A 20,904-nucleotide genomic window follows, 5' to 3' on the forward strand; every position below is an offset into this window, starting at 1 on the left:
GACACGCGGTTGCGGCCCGTCCGGCGCGTGACCTGCGCGCCCGTGACTCGCTTCCGCTTCGAACCTTACGTCAACTTCAGTCGTCGAGCAGGCCCGGAAGGCTGACCTGGATCCGGCAGCCGCGAGCCGATTCGGCCACCCCGATGTGGCCGCCGTGGAGATCGACGGCCCAGCGGGCGATGGCGAGGCCGAGGCCGGTGCCGCCGTCGCCTCCGGGAGGGGCGCCGGCGTGCGCGCCCCGGTTGAAGCGCTCGAAGACCCGGTGCCACTCCGACTCGGGGATCCCGGGGCCCTCGTCGAGGACCTCCAGGTCCAGGGACTCCGGATAGGGGCCCCGCCGGGCGCGGACCGTGACGCGGCCGTGCGGCGGGCTGTGCTTCACGGCGTTGTCGATCAGATTGGCGACCACCTGGTGCAGACGCTCGGCGTCGGCGTGCGCCGTCAGCTCCGGAGGCGACACGTCCAGGTGCAGATGGACATCCGTACGGGTGTGGCTGCCGGAGCCCGACGGCATCCCTTTGCGCGAGGAGGCGACCATATTGGCCTCCTTCAGGACCCCCGACAGATAAGGCCACACTTCGAAGCGGCGCGCTTTGAGGGGGACGACCCCGTTGTCCAGGCGGGAGAGGTCGAGGAGGGTGTCCACGAGGCGGCCCAGGCGCTCCGTCTGCTTCAGGGCCGTGCGCATCGTCTCCGGGTCTGCGGCCGAGACCCCGTCGACGACGTTCTCCAGGACGGCCCGCAGGGCCGCGATGGGGGTGCGCAGCTCGTGCGAGACGTTGGCGACGAGCTCCTTGCGCTGCTGGTCCTGCGCCTCCAGGTCGTCAGCCATGCGGTTGATCGTCGTGGCCACGTCGCCGAGCTCGTCGCGCCGGTCGGCGCCGCGCACGCGCCGCGTGTAGTCGCCGTGCGAGACCGCGCGGGCCACCGAGTTCATCTCGTCCAGCGGCGCGGTGAGGCCGTGGGCCACGAACTGCGTGATCAGCAGGGTGGCGATCACCGAGAAGACCGTGATGAAGCGCAGCTCGGTCTCGGTCTTCATGGCCACCATCAGCAGCCCGGTGGTGATGAACACCGAGACGACGACCAGCGTCCCGAGCTTCGTCTTGATGGAGAACGGCCTGAGCCCGCCGAAGGGACCGCTCATCCCCCCACCTCCGCCCCGGTCGCAGCGCCACCTCAGACCCATGCCCGGGGTGCCGCCCGCCGTACCCCGCGCGGCGCCGTGCGCCGTCGTACCGCTCCCGGCGCTCTGGGGCGTCGTACCGCTCAGGGCGCTGGGGGGCGGGCCGTCGGCGGCGCCGGGGTCCGCGGTCATGGCGTCGGGGTCTCCAGGGCGTACCCGACGCCGTGAACCGTACGGATGCGCTCCGCGCCGATCTTGCGCCGCAGCGCCTTGATGTGGCTGTCGACCGTGCGGGTGCCGGAGGCGTCCGCCCAGTCCCACACCTCGGCGAGCAGCTGCTCGCGCGAGAGCACCGCGCGCGGGGTGTTGGCCAGACACACCAGGAGGTCGAACTCCGTGGGTGTCAGATGCACGTCCTCGCTGCGCACCCGCACCCGCCGCTGCGCGTGGTCGATCTCCAGCTCGCCGAGCCGGAGGATGCCGCTGCGCGGCGTCGTCGCGGCGAGCGCGGCCCGCTCCACGCGGCGCAGCAGCACATGAACGCGTGCGGCCAGTTCGCGCATGGAGAAGGGTTTGGTCATGTAGTCGTCCGCCCCGACGCCGAGCCCGACGAGCATGTCCGTCTCGTCGTCCCGCGCCGTCAGCATCAGCACCGGTACGGGACGCTGGGCCTGCACGCGGCGGCAGACCTCCAGGCCGTCGAATCCCGGCAGCATGATGTCGAGGATCAGTAGATCGGGCTGCCAGGCCTGGGCGGTGTCCACCGCCGCCGGGCCGTCCGCCGCCGTTTGCACGACGAAACCCTCGGCGCGCAGACGGGCGGCGATGGCGTCCACGATCGTCGGGTCGTCCTCGACCACGAGGACCCGGCGCTGTGCTCCTGGCATCGCCGCCGTGGCGCTGTTGTGGGAGGTGTGTGTCTGCTCCATCGCCCCGCCCCTGACGTGATCGCTTGGTGTCCGGTCAGCAGAGTACGGGGCGCGGAGGCACCTCGGCTACGCAGCCCTTGTCGCGAGGTGGACCACGTCCGGTACGCCCCGGGCAACGGCGATCTCTTCCGTACGTACGTGCTGGAATCCGGCATTCCGCAAAGCGGAGTCGAAAGCGGGTGACGGCTGCGCGGACCACACCGCCAGGACGCCGCCGGGGTTGAGGCGGGTGTGACAGGCGGCGAGGCCGGTGGGGGAGTAGAGGCTCTCGTTGTCCTGGGTGACGGTCCAGTCGGGTCCGTTGTCGATGTCCAGACAGAGGGCGTCGTACCTGGCGGGGGTCGCGTCGTCCGTGGTCCTGGGCGCGATGGAATGCGGAGATTCCGGTTCGTTGACGCTTGCGAATGCGCCCCTGACATATGCGATCAGATCGGTGTGCAGGATCTCCGTGCGCGGGTCGGCGCGCGCCTGCTCCGAGAGCTCCCCGAGCGGTCCGTCCCGATGCCAGTCGATGACGGCCTGCTCCCGCTCCACCACCGTGATGCGGCCCCAGCGGGGGTCCGCGGCCGCGTGGGCGAGCGAGAAGCCGACGCCCAGGCCGCCGATGAGGACGCTGGGCCGCGGGCGCCCGTCCAGCGCGTCGTACGCGGCGTCGACCAGGAGGCGCTCGGAACGGCCGTCCGAGGTGTCCATGAGGAACGTGCCGTTGGCGATGATCTGGAGCAGGTCCCCGTGGCGCCGCAGCACGACTTCGCCGTAGGGGCCGTCGCGCCTGTCGAGGACCACGGGGGGATCGGGGCGGTACGGAGTGCGCATCCCCTCATCCTGCTGTTCCCGTCCCGCCGACTCCAGGGAATTCGAGCGACCCGGAGGGTCTCGGTAGGCCCGCGTGCGACGCCGCGGAATGGTGTCGGGTTGCTGTGAGTTCCTGTGAATCGCGTCGCACGTGGCGTCGGTCATAGACAGCGCGGGGTTGATCGGTGAAGCGTGAACGTGATCGATTCGTGATGTAGTGAACGTGATCGATTCGTGATGCAGTCGCGTAGGAAGTTCCTAGTGAAGTTCCGTGACGGAGGGAGCGCCTCAGCGTGAACCGGACCATTTCTGGCGTGGGCACCTCTGTGGGTACTGGCGAGGGCGCTTCTACGGGGAGTACGGGGTCTACGGAGTCCACGAGGTCTGGCGGGGGAGCCGGTGCGGCTTCTGGTCAGGACTCCGGGGCTTCCGCCCCGGGCGGCCCCGAGGCGACCGGCGGCAGAGACGTGCTGGGCGGGGCGCCGGGCGAGGACCTGTTGGACGGGATACCCCGCGAGGGCCTGTTGGGCGGGATACCCCGCGAGGGCGTGCTGGACGCGATGCCGCGGCAGCGGCGGGTGGTCGCGGCCGGGGCGCTCGCGGGGGCGGCGGGTGGTTTTGAGGGGGTGGCTTCCGGGAGCGGGGCTGGAGCCGCTGTCGGCTCTGGTGTCGATTCCGATTCCGGTTCCGATTCCGGATGGGGTTCCGGTTCGGTCGGGGCGGGTGCTGCTGCGGCTGGTCCGGCCGAGGCCGGTATGGCTGTGGCCGGGGGCGGGCCGGGCTCCGGCTCTGTCCCTGCGGTGGCCGTGCCCGCCACGTCTGTGCCCCTCGGCGCCGCCGCCGCGCGGGCCGGGATGCGCGGGCTGCGGCCCTGGCGGCTGCTGCCGACCCCCACGGGCACGCCCTTCACCTTCTGCTACGCGGTCGTCCTCCTCGTCACCTCGCTGGTCGCCGAGCACGCCGACCCGTCGGTGATCTCCTCGATGCACCAGGGTTCGAGCACGGATGTCGCCCATTTGGCGGACAGGCCCGTATTCGTCCTCGTCGCCAGCGCGCTGTGGATCGCGGGCGGCATCACGTCGCCGTACGCCATCGGGTTCCTGTTCGTCCTGACCGCGCTCGAACGGCGCGTGGGCGCGCTGCGCGCCGCGGCCGTCTTCGTGCTCGGGCACGTCGTCGCGACGCTGGCCACGGAAATCCCAGTGGGGCTCTCGGTCCTCGTCGGCCACCTGCCCGGCACGTCGCTGCACCGGCTCGACTACGGCATCAGCTTCGGGGTCGCCGCGAGCGTCGGCGCCCTCGCGGGCGTCCTCGCGCCGTGGCTGCGCTGGGCGGTCCTCGCGGGCTTCGGCTGGATGCTCGTCGAGGACCTCATCGCGTTCACCGACCCGATGACGAACTGGGGTCATCTGCTCGCCCTCACGGTGGGAGTGGCGACGTGGCCGCTGCTGCGGAGCGGTGTGGGGCGGACTGCGGTTTAGGGGGTTGCCGGGGCTCGGTGCCCTGTGCCCTGTGCTGTGGTGCCGGGTGTCTGGCGTCTTGTGCCTGTGTCTTTGCCTGGGGCTGGGTGCCTGGCGCCTGGGCCCGGGGCCGGGTGTTTGGTGCCTGCGTCCGGGGTCGGTGCTCGGGCGGGGCTTGGCGGTGGGGTTCGGGTCCGGCGGAGGCGTAGGCGCTGACGCCGGGCTCGGCTCGTGTGCCGGGCTTGGTTTGTGTGGCGGGCTCGGCTCGGGTGGCGGCCCTGGCGGCTGTGGGCCTGGTCGTGGTGCCGCCCGGCCGCGGTACCTGGAATCTGTGATGGCGTCAGAAATCAATGCGCGCGAGACTCTTGCGGCGCAAGACAATGTCCGACTATCTTGTACCGCATGACAAAGGAGCTGTCCGCGTCGCACGACCAGCGCCGTAGCCAGCTGCTGCGCGGGGTGCTCGATCTGTGCCTGCTCGCGCTCATCGCGGAGCGGCCTCGGTACGGCTATGAGTTCGTGGAAGCCCTGACCGAGAGCGGTCTTGACCTGGTGAGCGAGGGGAGCATCTATCCCCTGCTCGCGCGCATGCAGCGGGCAGGCCTGGTCGAGTCCTATCGCGCTCCGTCCGCAGCGGGCGGAGCGCCGCGGAAGTACTACCGCCTCACCGAGGCGGGCGCGGCCGAGCTGACCAGCGGCCGCACCACCTGGACCGCCTTCACGGGCGCGGTCTCCAGCACCTTGGGGACGTGACCAGGGCACACGACACGGCGCACAACGGGGGGACGAAACTCATGACGTACGAAACGAAGAACGAAGCGGTGACCGGCGCGGCGACGGCCAACGCCACGGTGACCGGCGCAACCGCGATCGGTGACACGGCCACTGGCGGCACGCCCACCGGTGGCACGCCCACTGGTGACACGCCCTCTGGTGAGGCGGGGATCAGTGCGGCGACGGCCCGCGAAGCGAAGGGCGGAGGGGCACCTCCACCGGGCGGTCGCGCCCCGGACCGCGACCCGCTGGACGAGGCAGCGCGCGTCACCGGCCTCACCCGCGAGCGCGTCCTGGCGATCTGCCGGAGCAACTGGGAGTACCGCGGAATCGACGACGCCTCCCTGCGCGAGATGCTCAGCGAGCTCTCTCATCACCTGGAGGAAGCCGCCGCCGCGGGCCGCACTCCGCAGGACGTGGTCGGGCCCGACGTGAAGGCGTTCGCCGCCTCCTGGGCTCGCGCGCACACGCCCCTGCCGCTGCGCGTCCTGCGCATGGCCGCGCTGATCCCCTTCGTCGTCGGCTCCCTGCTGCTGCTCACCCACCTCATCGACCGAACCCTGACCCTGTCGATAGAAGCGCCCCGGATCGCCTTCTACGGAGCGCTGGCAGCAGGCGCCGTCATCTTGGAAATGCGGCGAGGGAACCTCGGCTTCAGAGGCTGGATGCTCATCGGCCTGGCCGCGCTGCCCGTAGCGGCGCTCGTCGGCTGGCTCATAGGTGATGACCCACTCTTCCGCCTGCCGCTGTGGGGCACGCTGCTGTTCCTCCTGCCCGGCCTGCCGTACGCCATCAAGGACGTCCGCGCGAGAAAGGGCGAGCCCTCGCAGGGCTGAGGGATCCGGCGGTGCCGCCGAGGGGGGGGCGGCGGCACGCGAGGGGATGGACCGCCGGGCCGCCGGGACGGTTCAGCGGCTGATCAGCGGCCGCCAGATCGGGCCAGCGGCTGCCGGGACGGCCAGCGTCCGCGACGGCCGGTATCCGTGCCGGCCGACGGCCGCCGACAAGTCGGGCGACAGCTGCCCCATCGGCAGGCAGCGGCTCACGCGGCGGACAAGACGATCACCGACACGAGGTGTCGGACAGCAGCCGGGCCGGGCCCGCCACACCAGGCGACCCCGGCAGCCAAGGGCGGCCCGTCACGTCCATCACCACCAGCCCGCAGCACCCGTCACCTGTCGGCGGCACCCGTCACCAGCCATCGCTCACCGCGCCCGTCACCTGCCCGCAGCACCCGCCACTAGCCACCGCTCACCGCACCCGTCACCAGCCCACCCACCCGCCAACGCCCCACCCAACAACGCCCCGCCGTCGCTCAAGACTCGTCCGGCCCCTTGCGGCGGGCGCTCGTCAGTGAAGCCACCACCCGCCAGCCGAGCGCCTCGTACAAGGCGCGCCCCTCCACGGTCCCGGCCAGGACGCCGACCTCGCAGCCCTGTTCGGCCGCGGCTGTCTGAAGCGTGCGCATGACCAGACTGCCCAGGCCGCGGCGGCGGTGCTCCGGTGAGGTCTCGATCTGGTCGGCGACCGCCGTGCGGCCCGTCGGCGCCATCTGGCCGCGCGCCGCCCAAGAGCCATCGGCCGCGGTCACCATCGTCCGTACGACACCGCCCCGCGTCCACGTGCGCAGCCGGTAACCCTCAGGTGCCACCAGGCGATCCGGGGTCACCGGGGACAGGGGCACCGTCATCAGATAGCCCTCCTCCGGATCGACCCACCACTCCGGGCCGAGCCACGGCGTCACCCGCGACGGCTCGGCGAAGACCTTCAGCCAGATGTCCGCACCCGACACCGACGCCGCGACCTTGCGCACGTCGGCCTCCTGGACACCGCCCCGGGGCAAGCCGAAGACGTGCCGGGACGGATGCTTGGCCAGGCCGACGTCGATCGTGTAGCCCCACGGCTCCACCACCGGGGGAGCCGCGCCGCGGGAGACGACCCAGCCGTCGACCCAGGCGCGCACCGCCTCGTTCGCTCCCAAGACCTCCAAGACCTCCAAGGCCCCCGTGGCCCCCAAGGTCGCTGCGGCCTCCTCGGCCGTCGTAGCCCCCGTCGCGTCCATCCGTACGTCTCCCAACGTCGACTGGCCATGTAATGGACAGTCAAGAGGTGCAGCCATAACGAGTAATGGTTGAACTGGCTAGGGGAACGTTACTGAGTGGCATCTCTGTGGCGGCAGAGGTGATCGCTCACAGCGAACAAACCCGTGGGAACAATCAGGGACTCATGAGCATTGAGTCGGTATAGCTCAACTTGAATGCCGAAGGGGAGATCATGGCTGCTGAGTCCACGGCTAACACATCGCTCGCTCTGCCCGTGCTGCCGCTCGACGACGAGGTCGTGCTGCCCGGCATGGTGGTGCCGTTCGACCTGTCCGACGCCGACGTACGAGCCGCGGTGGAGGCCGCACAGGCCGCCGCGAGGTCCAGTGGGAGTAGCAGCAAGCCGAAGGTGCTGCTTGTTCCGCGCATCGACGGGACGTACGCGGGCACCGGTGTGCTCGGCACCGTCGAGCAGGTGGGCCGGCTGTCGGACGGCGACCCCGGCGCGTTGATCCGCGGGCGGGCCCGGGTGCGCATCGGTGCGGGCACCACCGGCCCCGGTGCCGCGCTGTGGGTGGAGGGCGCGCAGGTCGAGGAGACCGTGCCGGATCCGCTGCCCGGGGCCACGGCCGAGCTGGTCAAGGAGTACAAGGCGCTGGCCACGAGCTGGCTGAAGAAGCGCGGGGCCTGGCAGGTCGTGGACCGCGTGCAGCAGATCGAGGACGTCTCGGCGCTCGCGGACAACTCCGGCTACTCGCCGTTCCTCACCACCGAGCAGAAGGTCAAGCTCCTGGAGACAGAGGACCCGACGGTCCGTCTGAAGCTCGCCACCGAGCAGCTGCGCGAGCACCTGGCCGAGCAGGACGTCGCCGAGTCGATCGCCAAGGACGTCCAGGAGGGCGTGGACAAGCAGCAGCGCGAGTTCCTGCTGAGGCGGCAGCTGGAGGCGGTGCGCAAGGAGCTGCGCGAGCTGAACGGCCAGGAGGGCGAGGAGGAGTCCGACGACTACCGCGCCCGGGTCGAGGCCGCCGACCTGCCCGAGCACGTACGGGAAGCGGCCCTGAAGGAGGTCGAGAAGCTGGAGCGCACGAGCGACCAGTCTCCCGAGGGCTCCTGGATCCGCACCTGGCTGGACACGGTTCTGGAGCTGCCGTGGACCGAGCGGACCGAGGACGCGTACGACATCAAGGGCGCGCAGGAGGTCCTGGACGCCGAGCACGCGGGTCTGGAGGACGTGAAGGAGCGGATCACCGAGTACCTGGCGGTGCGCAAGCGGCGCACGGACCGCGGCATGGGCGTGATCGGCGGTCGCCGCGGCGGAGCGGTGCTCGCGCTGGTCGGGCCGCCCGGCGTCGGCAAGACCTCGCTGGGGGAGTCGGTGGCGCACGCCATGGGGCGCAAGTTCGTGCGGGTCGCGCTCGGCGGCGTGCGGGACGAGGCGGAGATCCGCGGCCACCGGCGCACCTATGTGGGCGCCCTGCCGGGGCGGATCGTGCGGGCCATCAAGGAGGCCGGTTCGATGAACCCGGTGGTGCTCCTGGACGAGATCGACAAGGTGGGCTCGGACTTCCGGGGCGACCCGGCGGCCGCGCTCCTCGAAGTGCTCGACCCGGCGCAGAACCACACCTTCCGCGACCACTACCTGGAGGTGGAGCTGGATCTGAGCGACGTGGTCTTCCTGGCCACGGCCAATGTCCTGGAGGCCATTCCCGAGGCCCTGCTCGACCGCATGGAGCTGGTCCGCCTCGACGGCTACACCGAGGACGAGAAGGTCGTCATCGGCAGGGACCACCTGATCCCCCGCCAGCTCGACCGGGCCGGACTCGGTGAGGGCGAGGTGACGATCGACGAGAGCGCGCTGCGCAAGCTCGCCGGGGAGTACACGCGCGAGGCGGGCGTGCGCAATCTGGAGCGTTCCATCGCCCGGCTGCTCCGGAAGGTCGCGGCGCAGCACGAGCTGGGCGAGCGGGAGCTGCCGTTCACGGTCGGCGCGGAGGAGCTGCGCGGTCTGATCGGGCGGCCGCACCACGTGCCGGAGTCGGCGCAGGACCCGGCCGAGCGGCGCACCGCGGTGCCCGGCGTGGCCACGGGGCTCGCGGTCACCGGAGCGGGCGGCGACGTGCTGTTCGTCGAGGCCTCGCTCGCCGATCCGGAGACGGGTGCGGCCGGTCTGACGCTCACCGGGCAGCTGGGTGACGTGATGAAGGAGTCCGCGCAGATCGCGCTGTCCTTCCTGCGCTCCCACGGTGCCGAGCTGGAGCTGCCCGTCGGCGATCTGAAGGACCGGGGCGCGCACATCCACTTCCCGGCGGGCGCGGTGCCCAAGGACGGGCCGAGCGCGGGCATCACGATGACGACGGCGCTCGCGTCGCTGCTCAGCGGCCGTCTGGTGCGCACGGACGTGGCGATGACCGGTGAGGTGTCGCTGACCGGCCGGGTGCTGCCGATCGGCGGCGTCAAGCAGAAGCTGCTCGCGGCCCACCGCGCCGGGATCACCACGGTGATCATCCCGAAGCGGAACGAGCCGGACCTGGACGACGTCCCCGCCGAGGTCCTGGAGAAGCTCGACGTACACGCGGTGACGGACGTCCGACAGGTGCTCGACCTGGCGCTCGCGCCGGCCGAGGTGAAGGTTCCCGCCGCGGCGTGACGGGCGCGGCGGGGCGGTGAAGGTCCGGGGCTGTGAGGGCCCCGGACCTTGCCGCACCCGCTCTCATGGGGCGACCCGCGGCTGCCGGTCAGCGCGTCTGCCGGTCGGTCGGGTCTGCCGGTCGGTCGGGTCGGTCGGTCGGGTCGGTCGGCCGGGTCCCGGTCGGGGCGGCCGGTCAGCCGTTGGCCAGGGCCTGTACGCGGTCGTAGGCGCCGTTGAACTTGTCGTGGTCGCCGACGATCGGGCCGGAGGACGTGTACTGCCACATGGTGTGGAAGCCCCAGCCGGCGGGGAGTTCACCGGGGCTGGTGTTGTAGCGCGCGATCCACAGCGGGTGGGCGGAGGCGAAGCCGCCGTAGTTGCCCGTGCACTGCTTCCACCAGGTGGTGGCCGTGTAGATCACGGCGTCGCGGCCGGTGCGGGCCCGGTAGGTGTCCAGGAAGTCCTGGATCCAACTGACCATCCCGCTCTGGGACTTGCCGAAGCAGGCGGCGCCGTAGGGGTTCCACTCGATGTCGAGGGCGCCGGGCAGCGTCCTGCCGTCGCGGGACCAGCCGCCGCCGTTGTCGACGAAGTAGTTGGCCTGGGCGGCGCCGCTGGAGGTGTCGGGGGTGGCGAAGTGGTAGGCGCCGCGGATCATGCCGACGTTGTACGAGCCGTTGTACTGCTGCGCGAAGTACGGATTGCGGTAGGAGGTGGACTCCGTGGCCTTCACGTAGGCCCATCGGACGCCGCTGTCCCACAGGGCCTGCCAGTTGACGTTGCCCTGGTGGCTGCTGACGTCGACGCCCTCCGTCTGGGCGGCGTCGCCGCCGCTCGGCCTGCCGCCCTGGCCGTCGTGTTCGACGACGCCCTGGCCCATGCGGGCGCTGCCGCGCGGCGGGATGCCGTCACCGTCGGCGGACTGTGCGGCGCCGGGCAGGGCGAGGAGGAGCGCGAGGGCGGACAGGACGGCGAGGAGAACGCCCGCGGCGGGATGTCCGCGGCGGGCCGTACGGGATCTGTGCACGGGCATGGCGTGCCTCCGAAAGGCCTCGTGGAGCCCGTTCGGCGGGGGCGTGGCCGAAGGTGTGGCGCTTCGCCGGTACGGCGGACGGGCTCGGTGGGGGGACCTGTCGACATGTCGCTGACCAGTCCGCGCCAAGGGGACCCGTGACACGAGGCTACTGGTGTGAACATGTCACTGATGAAGCTACGCACGTAGACAACGGGAGGGAAGGGCCTCTCGTGGCCGCCGTTGGTCTACGCCTGCGAAATACTGGGCGAGCTGCGGCGATGGCTGCGGCTGGCGAAAACTTTCAGGATCGGGAAAGTGCGGCAGGGGTGCTGACATGCGTGAGGACACGCACCACGGCGGGGGTTCGGGCGGGGACGGCGCGGCGGTGGGCGGTGGTGTGGACCACGAGTTCCTCGCCCTGGAGCGGGAGCTGACGCTGCTGCTCCGCCGCGCCCGGGCCTCGTCCGGCGAGATGGCCCGCCAGGTCCACCCGGATCTCGAACCGGCCGCGTACGGGCTGCTCGCCTTCCTGGACGAGTCCGGGCCGCGGCGCGCCACGGACCTGGCCGCCTTCATCGGCGTCGGCAAGGCCACCATGAGCCGGCAGCTGCGGGCCCTGGAGCAGCTCGGCCTGGTCACGCGGGAGCCGGACCCCGCGGACGGCAGGGCCTGGCTCGTGCGGCTCACGGAGGAGGGCAGGGACCGGTTCCGCACGGTGCGCCGCGGGCGGCGTGAGCGGTACGTGCGGCAGCTCGCCGGGTGGGACCGGGCTGAAGTGGCGGAGCTGGCCCGGCTGCTCCGCCAGCTCAACGCGCGGGCCGAGCTCTAGGCGGCCCGGCCTCGGTCCCGGCCCTGCCTCAGCTCGGCTCGGGCCTCGCTCCGGCTCGGCCCCACCTTGGCCCGGCTCTGGCCCGGCTCGGCTCCGGCCCCGGCCCGGCTCCGCTCCGGCTCTGGCCCGGCTCCGGCTCTGGCCCGGCTCCGGCTCTGGCCCGGCTCCGCTCGGCCTCGGCCTCGGCCCGGCCTCGGCCCGGCCCCGGCCCCGCCGTGGCCTCGTTCCGCCCCGGCGTCCCCTCCCGCTTCGCGCAATTGCGCTTCGTACGTGGGTACATGACCCGGCGCGGCCGTGCCGGTACGGGGTCGGGTGTGTCGCGGTCGCGGCTACAGCTCCGCGTACACCACGGCCGCGTCGTCGTGCCGCTTTCCGCGGGGGAACGCCGTGCCGTCCGGGTCCGCCGTCTCCAACTCGCGTACGCGCTCGACGAGTCCCCGCGGGCCGTCCTTGCGCAGCAGCGCGAAGCAGTCGGCCCAGCCGCCCTCGCGGAACGTCTCGACCCAGCGCCCGGCCCCGTCCGTGAGCGCGGCGAGGGCGGTGACGGCGGAGCGGGGCAGTTCGCCGGTGACCGCGAGGGCGGCGACGCCGGGGTCGGCGGCGGCGGTGTGGAAGCCGCCCTCCGCGTTCCGCAGTGCCTCGACGGCGGCCGCGTACTCACCGCCGAGCGCCCGCCGTTCGGCGGAGCCGCGCGGCAGTGCCCGTACGGCGTCGCGCAGTGCGCGCACGGCGGCCGGAAGCTCGTCCAGACGCCGGTCGAGGACCGCCTCCACCGTGCCGCCGGGCCCCGCGAGGAGCAGCGCCGAGTCGGACAGGACGAGGTACGAGACGCGCTCGGCGTCCCACCGGGCGAGGACCACCGTCGCCTGCGGGGTGCGCGGGTGAGAAAGGTCACAGGTGTCACGGTGGGTGTCCGCGGTGCGCGAGACGGCTGCCGCGAGAATCTCAGGGAGCGTCAGGTCCGGTCGTGAAACGGACAGTTCGCCCAGTGAGCCGCCGAGGCGGGCGGTGAACCAGGGGACGGAATGCAGACAGCCGACGTCCTCGGCCGGGGGCGTCACGCCGTCGAGCAGGACCAGTGATCCGCCCTGTCCGGACGCGGGCAGCGCGACCGAGGCGTAGTCCTCGTTGGGGCGGTCGGGGTCGCCGGGTTCGGTGGCCAGTTCGATGCGCATCGGGTCAGTCTGCCCGAGGCCCGCCGGGGCCCGGCCGGGGGGCGCGCGCCACTGCCGGGGCGGTCCGGCGGCGGCGGTCAGGGCAGGGGAAATCAGCCGGAATCGGCGGCTCCGAAGGGTGTGGCGGCGCATCCTGCCAAAGCCGTCCACGGACGTCCAACCGGCGCACCGCGCGCGGCCCGCACGACACGCAGCGTGACTTGCTCGCCAACTCCCAGTCGATGTTCACTCCTTCAGGTGGCCAGGCAGACGATGCGAGACTGCCGCGCACCGGCACTGGAATCGTCTGGCAAGGTCAGGGTCCGTGCCGGGAGCGCTCGCGTTGACGGATCGTCACCCGGGCCCTAGGGCAGACGAAAACAGGAATGCGAGCTCCGGTGCAAGAGATGCGGCCTCGGCGCGAAGGCAGCCAGAAGGCCCCGGGAGGGGCCAGACCGGGCGCCGCGACCCCTCCCTCCGGCCAGGGCACCGCCGCCGCGGGGCGCGAGGGCCGCGCGGAGACCCCTGCCAACGCGTCCGCAGGGGCCGACGCGTCCGCAGGAGCCGCCGCTTCCGCGGGGGCCGCGGAAGCCACGAACCGGATGGAAGCCGCGAACCGTACGGAAGCCACGAACCGCGCCGAGCACCCCACCGGCGCGCCGCCCCGGGCCCAGCACCCCACCAGTACCCCGTCGGACGCCGAGCGGTCGTCCGGCGCAGGGCCCCGCAGGCAGCGCGGCACCGGCGCCCAGGCCCGCGCCGAGCGCCCCACCGGCGCCTCGCCCGCCTCCCCGCACGCCACCAGCGCTCCGGCGGACGCCGAGCCGACGCCCGGCCCGGCCCGGCCGGTGCCGCAGCAGGCCGCCGCCCAGCCCGCGCCGCAGCAGGCCGCCGCCGCGCAGCCGTCCGCCCCGCAGGCCGCGACCCCGCAGCCGGCCACCCCGTCCGCCCCGCAGGCCGCGGCCCCGCAACCAGACACCCCCCAGCCCCCCAAAGCCCGGGTCCGCAACCGCCTCATCGTGGCTGTCGCCGTGGTCGCCGCCGCCGTCGCCGGGGCCGGGGCGCCCGCGATCGTCGCCGCGTCCGGGGACCTCGGCGACTCGCAGAGCCTCGTCACGCTGTCCGAGCTCACCCAGCAGGCCATCACGCTCAGCCACTCGCTGGCCGACGAGCGCGACGAGGTCACCGCGTACATCGCCGCCGGGCGCCCGGACGGCAAGGGCCTGTCCGAGAGCCGCAGCGCCCGCGTGGACCGGCGGATCGAGGAGCTGCGCGAGGCCGCCGCCGACGCGAACACCAACAGCTCCGTCACGGCCGGGCTCCGCCGGGACCTCGCGGAGCTCGCCACCGTGCGGCGCTCCGCGCTCACCGGCAGGAGCACCGCCCTCGACGCCCACAAGGCGTACGCGAAGGCCATCGACGAACTCCACGCCCTCACCCGCGAACTGGCCGAGAAGCTGCCGCCGCGCGCGGGCTCCGGCGCCTACGCGCTCGCCGACCTCGACCACGCCGTCGACCAGGCGGGCGCCACGCGCGGCCTGCTCCTCGCCGCCCTGTCCGTGCCCCGCCCGGCCGCCACGGGATCCACCGTCGACCCGGTCACCGGCCTGCCCACCTCCGGGTCCGACCAGGCGGACGCCGAGGCCGGGCAGCGCGACGACCTCAGCACCGCGGCCCAGCGGGCCCACGTCCGCGAGCTCGCCGCGCTCGCCGACTTCCAGGGCGCCGCGCCCGGCAAGGCCCGCGCCACCTACGAGTCGACGGTCACCGGCTCCGAGGTGACCACCGCCGAGCAGTACCTGGACCGGCTCACCGACGAGCGCAGGCTGTCCGCCGCGGACCAGCGCCTCGACCGGGACAAGGTCAACGCCGCCCTCTCCGCGCGCATCGAGGCCATGCGCGGCGCCGAGAACGCGCTCGCCGCCGACCGTACGAAGAGCCTCGCGGAGCTGCGTGACGACGATGTCACCGCCCTGGAGATCAGGGTGGCGCTCGTCGGCGCGCTGCTGCTCCTCGCCGTCGGCGTCGCCATGGCGACGGCCCGCTCGCTCACCCGCCCGCTCGCCGTGCTCCGTCTCGGCGCGGCCCGGGTCGCGGCGGCGCCCGCGACGGCGGAGCCGGTGCGGTTCACCGGCCGCGACGACGAGTTCGCCGCCGTCGTACGGTCCGTCAACGCGCTGCACGGCCACGCCGTCGCCGTCCAGGAGCGCCTCGGCACGCTGGAGGCCGACCGCAAGCACCTCATCGGGCGGCGCCAGACGATGGCCGACGCCCGCCAGGCGATGGCCGACGAGCGCGACGCGCTGCGCGCCGAACTCGCCGAAGCCGCCACGCACCTGGACCGGGTGCGGCGCGGCATACAGGGCACGTTCGTGAACCTCGCGCTGCGCACGCTCGGCCTCGTCGAGCGCCAGCTCGCCGTCATCGAGAACCTGGAGGAGCGCGAGCAGGACCCCGACCGGCTCGCCACCCTGTTCAAGCTCGACCACCTCGCCACCGTCACGCGCCGCCACAGCGAGAACCTCCTCGTCCTCGCGGGCGCCGACCACGGCCATCAGCACGCGGGCCCGGTGCCGCTCGTCGACGTCGTGCGCGCCGCCGTCAGCGAGATCGAGCGGTACGAGCGCGTCCGCATCGCCACGCTGCCCTCGCACGCCCACATCGCCGGGTTCGCCGCGGACGACATCAGCCACCTGGTGGCGGAGCTCCTGGAGAACGCGACGTCGTTCTCGCCGCCCGACTCCTCCGTCGAGGTGTCCGGCTGGCTCCTGGAGAACGGCGAGGTGATGCTCTCCGTACAGGACGACGGCATCGGCGCGAGCGTGGAGCGGCTGCGGGAGCTGAACGCGCGGCTCGCCGAGTACTCCGCGTTCTCCCCCGAGGACGCGTACGAGCACGAGAGCGGTGACGCGCTCGGGCTCGGCCTGTACGTGGTGGCCCGGCTCGCGGCCCGGCACGGGGCGCGGGTGCGCCTTCGCGAGCAGAAGCAGGGCGGCGTGGCCGCCGTCGTGGTGCTGCCCGACGGCATACTCACCGAGCCGCCCGCCGCCGTGGCCCCGGCGCCCGAGCCGCCCGCGCCGCCGCTCGCCGCCGCGCCGCCGGACGCCGTGCCCCCGGCCCCGCCCACCGCCGTGCCCGCAGCCCGGGACGGGGAGCCACCCGTGCCCCGGCCCGGCTCCGAGGGGGAGGCCGACGCCCACGAGCTGCCGACGCGCGCGGGGGAGCGGGACCCCCTGATCGCGGCCGCCGAGACCACCCTGGAACTCCTGGCGCCGACCTTCGGGACCGACCACCCCGACCGGACCCAGGAGCCGTCGGCGCACGCGCGGCCCGCCGACGACGCGCCCGCCGGACCGTCGGCCCGCCCCCAGCAGGAAGCGCCGACCCCGGCGCACCCCGGCCGCGTCGAGCCCGAGGCGGACACCCCGCCGCAGGACGCGCCCCAGGTCTTCACCGCCAAGGGCCTGCCCAAGCGGACCCCGAAGGTCAGCCCGATCGCCGGGGGACTCACGCCCCGGCCGCGCCCCACCGGTGTCGACGCCGAGGAACTGCGGCGCAGGCTCGGGGGGTTCCAGCGGGGTGCGAGGAGCGGACGGCGCGACGTGGCGGCGGAGCTCGCCGGGGAGGCGGCCCGCGGCCGGGGCACCGCCGGGCCCGAGGGCGCGGCACGGGAAACAGGCACAGCAGAGACCGCAGATGTTCCGGGGGACCCAGTCGAGGAGGCAAGCAGTTGACTGCGCCCATGCGCACGCCCGGTTCTTCCGCCCAGACCACGAAACCCGAGGAGTCCGCGAAACCCGGACGCTCCGACGAGGCCGGACGCTCCGACGAGGCCGCACGGTCCGCGCAGGCCGCACCGCCCGCGCAGGCCGGATCGCCCGCGCAGGCCGCACGCTCCGACGAGGCCGGATCGCCCGCGCAGGCCGCGCTGCCCGCGCAGGCCGCACACACCGTGCACGGCTTGAGCAGCGAGGCCCGCAATCTGCACTGGCTCCTGACCAACCTCGTCGAGGAGGTCGCCGGCATCCTCTCGGTCGCCGTCGTCTCGTCCGACGGCCTCCTGCTGCTGTCCTCCGACCCGGCCCGCAACGCCGAGCGCCGCCCCGCCCACCGCCCCACCGGGCCCAGGGGATCGAGCGCGGACCTCGCCACCATCGTGTCCGGGCTCGGCAGCCTCACCCTCGGCGCGGCGCAGCTCATGGACGGCGGATCGGTCAAGCAGACCGTCGTCGCCATGGCCGAGGGCAGCCTCTTCGTGATGGCGATCAGCGACGGCTCGCTGCTCGGGGTGCACGCGACCCCCGACTGCGACATGACGGTGGTGGCGTACCACATGGCGCTGTTCGTCGGCCGGGCCGGGCACGTCCTGACACCCGAACTCCGCAGCGAGCTGCGGCAGTCGATGGAGAGCGTCTGATGGGCGCGGGCGCGGCGGCGCCCCGCCTGCCGGTGCGCGGCGCCGACCGGAAGCCCGCGCGGGTCCGGCCCTACTCGCTCACCGGCGGCCGCACCCGCTTCGGGCACGTCCTGCTCGTCGAGACGTTCGTGGCCGCGCAGCCCGTGCTCGAAGCGGCCGGGGAGCGGCGCGAGCTGGGGCGGGGCGACGCGCTGGGCGCCCGGGTGATGCCGGAGCTGCTCGCGATCGTGGAGCTCTGCCGCCGGATGCGTACGGTCGCGGAGATCTCGGCGCTGTTGAAGATACCGCTCGGCGTGGTCCGCGTGCTGCTCAGCGACCTCGCCGACCAGGGAAGGATCCGCGTGTACGGGACGGGCCACGGCCCGGGGCGGCCGGACCGCGCGCTGCTGGAAAGGGTGTTGCATGGGCTCCGCGGTATCTGAGACCCGGGTCCAGGAACTGCTCGACGGCGAAGAGGCCGTACAGGACTGGCAGCTGGACCGCACGCGCGCGCCGATCGCCACGAAGATCGTGGTCGCGGGCGGCTTCGGCGTCGGCAAGACGACGCTCGTCTCGGCCGTCTCCGAGATCACGCCCCTGCGGACGGAGGCGCTGATGACACAGGCCAGCGCCGACACCGACGATCTGAGCGCGACCCCCGGCAAGACCACGACCACGGTCGCCATGGACTTCGGCCGCATCACGCTGGCCGACGACCTCGTCCTGTACCTGTTCGGCACGCCGGGGCAGCAGCGCTTCTGGTTCATGTGGGACGACCTGGTGCGCGGCGCGATCGGCGCGGTCGTCCTCGCCGACACCCGCAGGCTCACCGACTGCTTCCCCGCGCTCGACTACTTCGAGAGCTGCGGGCTTCCGTACGTCGTGGCGGTCAACCACTTCGAGGGCACCGAGCGCTACGAGGCGGAGGACGTCCGTGAGGCGCTCACCGTGGCCGACCGGATACCCGTGCTGATCATGGACGCGCGGCAGCGGCCCTCCGTGATCGAATCGCTGCTCGCCCTGGTGGGCCACGCGCTGGACGAAACGCCCGAGTGACGGCTCGGGCGTGCCCGCGCCCGTGCGCCCGCCGCGTTCCATGAGGTAGGGAAGGACCCGCATGCGCAAGATACTCATCGTCGGAGCCGGTCAGTCCGGTCTCCAGCTCGCGCTCGGACTCCAGTCAGGGGGGTACGAGGTCACGCTGATGTCCAACCGCACGGCGGACGAGATCCGTTCGGGCCGGGTCATGTCGACGCAGTGCATGTTCGCCACCGCGCTCCAGCACGAGCGCGATCTGGGGCTCAACTTCTGGGAGTCGCAGGCCCCGGACATCGAGGGCGTCGGCGTCTCCGTCGCCGGGCCCGACTCCGCCCGCGTCATCGACTGGGTGGGCCGGCTCGACGGCCACGCGCAATCCGTCGACCAGCGCGTGAAGATGGCCGGGTGGATGGAGACGTTCGCCCAGCGCGGCGGTCAGCTCGTCATCCACGGCGCGGCCGTCGGCGACCTCGACTACTTCTCGCGCGCCTACGACCTGGTCCTGGTGTCGGCGGGCAAGGGCGAGCTGGTGTCGATGTTCGAGCGCGACCCGCGGCGCTCGCCGTACGCCGTGCCGCAGCGGGCGCTCGCCGTCGCCTACGTCCACGGCCTCGGGCCGCGCCCGGAGCACCCCGAGTTCGACGCGGTCCGCTGCAACCTCGTGCCGGGGGTCGGCGAGCTGTTCGTGATGCCGACGCTCACCACGTCCGGGCGGGCGGACATCCTCTTCTGGGAGGGCGTTCCGGGCGGCCCGCTCGACGTCTTCGACGGGGTGAAGGACCCCGGCGAGCACCTCTCCCTGACCCTGGAACTCCTGGAGAAGTTCCTGCCCTGGGAGTACGCGCGCGCCACGAAGGCCGAACTGACCGACGCGGGCGGCACGCTGGCCGGGCGGTACGCCCCCACCGTGCGCAAGCCCGTCGGGCGGCTGCCCTCCGGCGGCCTCGTCCTCGGCGTCGCCGACGTGGTCGTCGCGAACGACCCGATCACCGGGCAGGGGTCCAACTCCGCCTCCAAGTGCGCGGCGTCGTACCTTGCGTCCATCGTGGAGCACGGGGACCGACCCTTCGACGAGGCCTGGATGGAGGCCGCGTTCGAGCGGTACTGGGAGACCGCGCGGCACGTCACGAAGTGGACCAACGCGATGCTGGCGCCGCCGCCGGAGCACGTCATCGGCCTCCTCGGGGCGGCGGGCGACCTCAAGCCCGTGGCCGACCGCTTCGCCAACGGCTTCAACGACCCGGCGGACTTCGAGGGCTACTTCTACGACCCCGCGCGTACGCAGGCGTACCTGGCGGAGGTGGCTTCCGCCTAGGCCCCCGCTCCTCGAAAGCCGGAGGGGCTGAAGGATCCAGCCCGTCCGGCGCTCGATGACGAGGCGCGGAGCGCCGACCGGCTAGTCGGCAGCGGTGCCCGAGGCGATCGCGGCTTCCACCTCGGCCACCCGCTGCCGCTCCTCAGAGGCGAAGCGCTCCGCGTCGAGCTTCTCCGCGATCTCCTCGTCCTGGGCCATCAGCAGGTCCAGGTTCGCGTCGCCCATCTCGAAGACGCCCATGTCGACGTAGGCCCGCTGGAGCCGTTCGCCCCACAGGCCGATGTCCTTGACGCAGGGGACGATCCGGCTGAACAGGAGGCGGCGGAAGAGCTGGAGGTACTCGGAGCGCTCGCTGTACTCCCCGGCCTCGCGCGGCGGGATGCCGAAGTTCTCCAGGACCTCGACGCCCCGCAGCCGGTCCCGCATCAGATAACAGCCCTCGATGACGAACTCCTCGCGCTCGCGCAGCTCCGCGTCGCCGAGCTCCTTGTAGTGGTCGCGCAGGGCCATCCGGCCGAAGGCCACGTGCCGGGCCTCGTCCTGCATGACGTAGGCGAGGATCTGCTTCGGGAGCGGCTTGTCCGTGGTGTCGCGGATCATGCCGAACGCGGCGAGGGCGAGGCCTTCGATGAGGACCTGCATGCCCAGGTACGGCATGTCCCAGCGGGAGTCGCGCAGGGTGTCGCCGAGCAGCGCCTGGAGGCTGTCGTTGACCGGGTAGAGCATGCCGATCTTCTCGTGCAGGAAGCGGCCGTAGACCTCGGCGTGCCGGGCCTCGTCCATGGTCTGGGTGGCGGAGTAGAACTTCGCGTCCAGGTCGGGCACGGACTCCACGATGCGGGCCGCGCACACCATGGCCCCCTGCTCGCCGTGCAGGAACTGGCTGAACTGCCAGGAGGCGTAGTGCCTGCGCAGCTCACCGCGCTCGCGCGCGGTCATCAGGTCCCAGTGCCGCGTGCCGTAGAGGGTCATGGCCTCGTCGGGGGTGCCGAGCGGGTCGAGGGGGTCCACCTCCAGGTCCCAGTCGACGCGCTTCGCCCCGTCCCACTGCTTGTCCTTGCCCTTCTGGTACAGGTTCAGCAGGCGCTCGCGCCCTTCGTCGTACTCCCAGCTGAAGCGGGCCGCTCCCGTGGCGGGCACCTGCCAGGTGAGGTCCTGCTGGCCGTTGACGTACAGATCGCGCGTGGACACGGACGGCTCCTCACGGTCTCGGCGGCCCCGAGGTCCCCGCAACCGCCGCGAAATGGTGGCTGGTTGGCAGGCTCACACGGTGGTAGACGAGGGGTCAACAAGTTGCGCACAGGGGATTGACGGTCTTGCTGACAAGCAGTCTTATAAGAGGTGACCGCTGGTAACCCGCCTCAGGCACCTCAGACAGCACCCCGAAGAGCAGGAGACC

Annotated in this window: 17 protein-coding genes; 10 read left to right on the plus strand and 7 right to left on the minus strand. The window is 72.8% G+C overall.

What is annotated here, in order from left to right:
• Positions 1–76 precede the first annotated feature (76 nt).
• From C9F11_RS27435 to C9F11_RS27445, 3 genes are all read right to left on the minus strand, one after another.
• On the minus strand, positions 77–1,147 hold the full coding sequence (locus C9F11_RS27435) for a HAMP domain-containing sensor histidine kinase (protein WP_138967067.1): 1,071 nt from the start codon (positions 1,145–1,147) through the stop codon (positions 77–79).
• Between the two features lie 167 nt (positions 1,148–1,314).
• The gene (locus C9F11_RS27440) at positions 1,315–2,055 is read right to left on the minus strand and encodes a response regulator transcription factor (RefSeq protein ID WP_016641312.1); all 741 of its coding nucleotides are present in this window, start codon (positions 2,053–2,055) and stop codon (positions 1,315–1,317) included.
• A gap of 66 nt (positions 2,056–2,121) precedes the next feature.
• Positions 2,122–2,871, minus strand: a complete 750-nt coding sequence (locus tag C9F11_RS27445) for a spermidine synthase (RefSeq protein WP_138961763.1) — start codon at positions 2,869–2,871, stop codon at positions 2,122–2,124.
• Between the two features lie 734 nt (positions 2,872–3,605).
• Here C9F11_RS27445 and C9F11_RS27450 point away from each other — a divergent pair.
• From C9F11_RS27450 to C9F11_RS27460, 3 genes are all read left to right on the plus strand, one after another.
• Positions 3,606–4,331: a rhomboid-like protein gene (locus C9F11_RS27450; RefSeq protein ID WP_249401906.1), complete on the plus strand. Its 726-nt coding sequence runs from the start codon at positions 3,606–3,608 to the stop codon at positions 4,329–4,331.
• Positions 4,332–4,712: 381 nt separating this feature from the next.
• Positions 4,713–5,063, plus strand: a complete 351-nt coding sequence (locus C9F11_RS27455) for a PadR family transcriptional regulator (protein ID WP_138961764.1) — start codon at positions 4,713–4,715, stop codon at positions 5,061–5,063.
• 41 nt (positions 5,064–5,104) lie between these two features.
• Positions 5,105–5,920 (plus strand): hypothetical protein, encoded by an 816-nt coding sequence (locus tag C9F11_RS27460; RefSeq protein WP_138961765.1) that lies wholly within the window; start codon positions 5,105–5,107, stop codon positions 5,918–5,920.
• A gap of 479 nt (positions 5,921–6,399) precedes the next feature.
• On the opposite strand, the gene C9F11_RS27465 is transcribed toward C9F11_RS27460, so the two are convergent.
• Complete coding sequence (locus C9F11_RS27465; RefSeq protein ID WP_249401907.1) at positions 6,400–7,065, minus strand: GNAT family N-acetyltransferase; 666 nt, start codon at positions 7,063–7,065, stop codon at positions 6,400–6,402.
• A gap of 293 nt (positions 7,066–7,358) precedes the next feature.
• Between C9F11_RS27465 and lon the strand changes: the two genes are divergently transcribed.
• On the plus strand, positions 7,359–9,776 hold the full coding sequence (lon, locus tag C9F11_RS27470; protein WP_138961767.1) for an endopeptidase La: 2,418 nt from the start codon (positions 7,359–7,361) through the stop codon (positions 9,774–9,776).
• A 175-nt stretch (positions 9,777–9,951) separates the two neighbouring features.
• On the opposite strand, the gene C9F11_RS27475 is transcribed toward lon, so the two are convergent.
• Entirely contained in the window at positions 9,952–10,791 is an 840-nt protein-coding gene (locus tag C9F11_RS27475) for a lysozyme (RefSeq protein WP_138961768.1), read from the minus strand.
• Positions 10,792–11,107: 316 nt separating this feature from the next.
• On the opposite strand from C9F11_RS27475, the gene C9F11_RS27480 reads away from it, so the two are divergent.
• Positions 11,108–11,602, plus strand: a complete 495-nt coding sequence (locus C9F11_RS27480; protein ID WP_138961769.1) for a MarR family transcriptional regulator — start codon at positions 11,108–11,110, stop codon at positions 11,600–11,602.
• Positions 11,603–11,931: 329 nt separating this feature from the next.
• Here the strand turns inward: C9F11_RS27480 and C9F11_RS27485 are convergent, their stop codons facing one another.
• Positions 11,932–12,777: a hypothetical protein gene (locus C9F11_RS27485; RefSeq protein ID WP_138961770.1), complete on the minus strand. Its 846-nt coding sequence runs from the start codon at positions 12,775–12,777 to the stop codon at positions 11,932–11,934.
• A gap of 581 nt (positions 12,778–13,358) precedes the next feature.
• On the opposite strand from C9F11_RS27485, the gene C9F11_RS27490 reads away from it, so the two are divergent.
• The 5 genes from C9F11_RS27490 to C9F11_RS27510 all read left to right on the plus strand — a co-directional run bounded on the left by C9F11_RS27490 (position 13,359) and on the right by C9F11_RS27510 (position 19,505).
• Entirely contained in the window at positions 13,359–16,490 is a 3,132-nt protein-coding gene (locus C9F11_RS27490) for a nitrate- and nitrite sensing domain-containing protein (protein WP_212767836.1), read from the plus strand.
• 194 nt (positions 16,491–16,684) lie between these two features.
• Entirely contained in the window at positions 16,685–17,173 is a 489-nt protein-coding gene (locus C9F11_RS27495) for a roadblock/LC7 domain-containing protein (RefSeq protein WP_138967073.1), read from the plus strand.
• Positions 17,173–17,595 (plus strand): DUF742 domain-containing protein, encoded by a 423-nt coding sequence (locus tag C9F11_RS27500; protein WP_138961771.1) that lies wholly within the window; start codon positions 17,173–17,175, stop codon positions 17,593–17,595. The genes C9F11_RS27495 and C9F11_RS27500 overlap by 1 nt, the downstream gene beginning before the upstream one ends.
• Positions 17,576–18,208, plus strand: coding sequence for an ATP/GTP-binding protein (locus C9F11_RS27505; protein WP_138961772.1), 633 nt, complete (start codon positions 17,576–17,578; stop codon positions 18,206–18,208). Before C9F11_RS27500 ends, C9F11_RS27505 begins: the two co-directional genes overlap by 20 nt.
• Before the next feature lie 61 nt (positions 18,209–18,269).
• Positions 18,270–19,505, plus strand: a complete 1,236-nt coding sequence (locus C9F11_RS27510) for a styrene monooxygenase/indole monooxygenase family protein (protein WP_138961773.1) — start codon at positions 18,270–18,272, stop codon at positions 19,503–19,505.
• An 81-nt stretch (positions 19,506–19,586) separates the two neighbouring features.
• Here the strand turns inward: C9F11_RS27510 and C9F11_RS27515 are convergent, their stop codons facing one another.
• Positions 19,587–20,696 carry a ferritin-like domain-containing protein gene (locus C9F11_RS27515; RefSeq protein ID WP_138961774.1) on the minus strand — a complete coding sequence of 370 codons (1,110 nt, stop codon included), beginning with the start codon at positions 20,694–20,696 and terminating at the stop codon, positions 19,587–19,589.
• Between the last annotated feature and the right edge of the window lie 208 nt (positions 20,697–20,904).

The organism is Streptomyces sp. YIM 121038 (genome assembly GCF_006088715.1).
Taxonomy (GTDB): Bacteria; Actinomycetota; Actinomycetes; order Streptomycetales; family Streptomycetaceae; genus Streptomyces.

What these genes read in the sequence shown, in the direction of transcription:
- C9F11_RS27455 (WP_138961764.1), top strand. Translation starts at nt 4,713, where the DNA reads ATGACAAAGGAGCTGTCCGCGTCGCACGACCAGCGCCGTAGCCAGCTG.
- C9F11_RS27500 (WP_138961771.1), top strand. Translation starts at nt 17,173, where the DNA reads ATGGGCGCGGGCGCGGCGGCGCCCCGCCTGCCGGTGCGCGGCGCCGAC.
- C9F11_RS27450 (WP_249401906.1), top strand. Translation starts at nt 3,606, where the DNA reads ATGGCTGTGGCCGGGGGCGGGCCGGGCTCCGGCTCTGTCCCTGCGGTG.
- C9F11_RS27460 (WP_138961765.1), top strand. Translation starts at nt 5,105, where the DNA reads ATGACGTACGAAACGAAGAACGAAGCGGTGACCGGCGCGGCGACGGCC.
- C9F11_RS27510 (WP_138961773.1), top strand. Translation starts at nt 18,270, where the DNA reads ATGCGCAAGATACTCATCGTCGGAGCCGGTCAGTCCGGTCTCCAGCTC.
- C9F11_RS27435 (WP_138967067.1), bottom strand. Translation starts at nt 1,147, where the DNA reads ATGAGCGGTCCCTTCGGCGGGCTCAGGCCGTTCTCCATCAAGACGAAG.
- C9F11_RS27480 (WP_138961769.1), top strand. Translation starts at nt 11,108, where the DNA reads ATGCGTGAGGACACGCACCACGGCGGGGGTTCGGGCGGGGACGGCGCG.
- C9F11_RS27485 (WP_138961770.1), bottom strand. Translation starts at nt 12,777, where the DNA reads ATGCGCATCGAACTGGCCACCGAACCCGGCGACCCCGACCGCCCCAAC.
- C9F11_RS27440 (WP_016641312.1), bottom strand. Translation starts at nt 2,055, where the DNA reads ATGGAGCAGACACACACCTCCCACAACAGCGCCACGGCGGCGATGCCA.
- C9F11_RS27505 (WP_138961772.1), top strand. Translation starts at nt 17,576, where the DNA reads ATGGGCTCCGCGGTATCTGAGACCCGGGTCCAGGAACTGCTCGACGGC.
- C9F11_RS27490 (WP_212767836.1), top strand. Translation starts at nt 13,359, where the DNA reads ATGGAAGCCGCGAACCGTACGGAAGCCACGAACCGCGCCGAGCACCCC.
- C9F11_RS27475 (WP_138961768.1), bottom strand. Translation starts at nt 10,791, where the DNA reads ATGCCCGTGCACAGATCCCGTACGGCCCGCCGCGGACATCCCGCCGCG.
- C9F11_RS27445 (WP_138961763.1), bottom strand. Translation starts at nt 2,871, where the DNA reads ATGCGCACTCCGTACCGCCCCGATCCCCCCGTGGTCCTCGACAGGCGC.
- lon (WP_138961767.1), top strand. Translation starts at nt 7,359, where the DNA reads ATGGCTGCTGAGTCCACGGCTAACACATCGCTCGCTCTGCCCGTGCTG.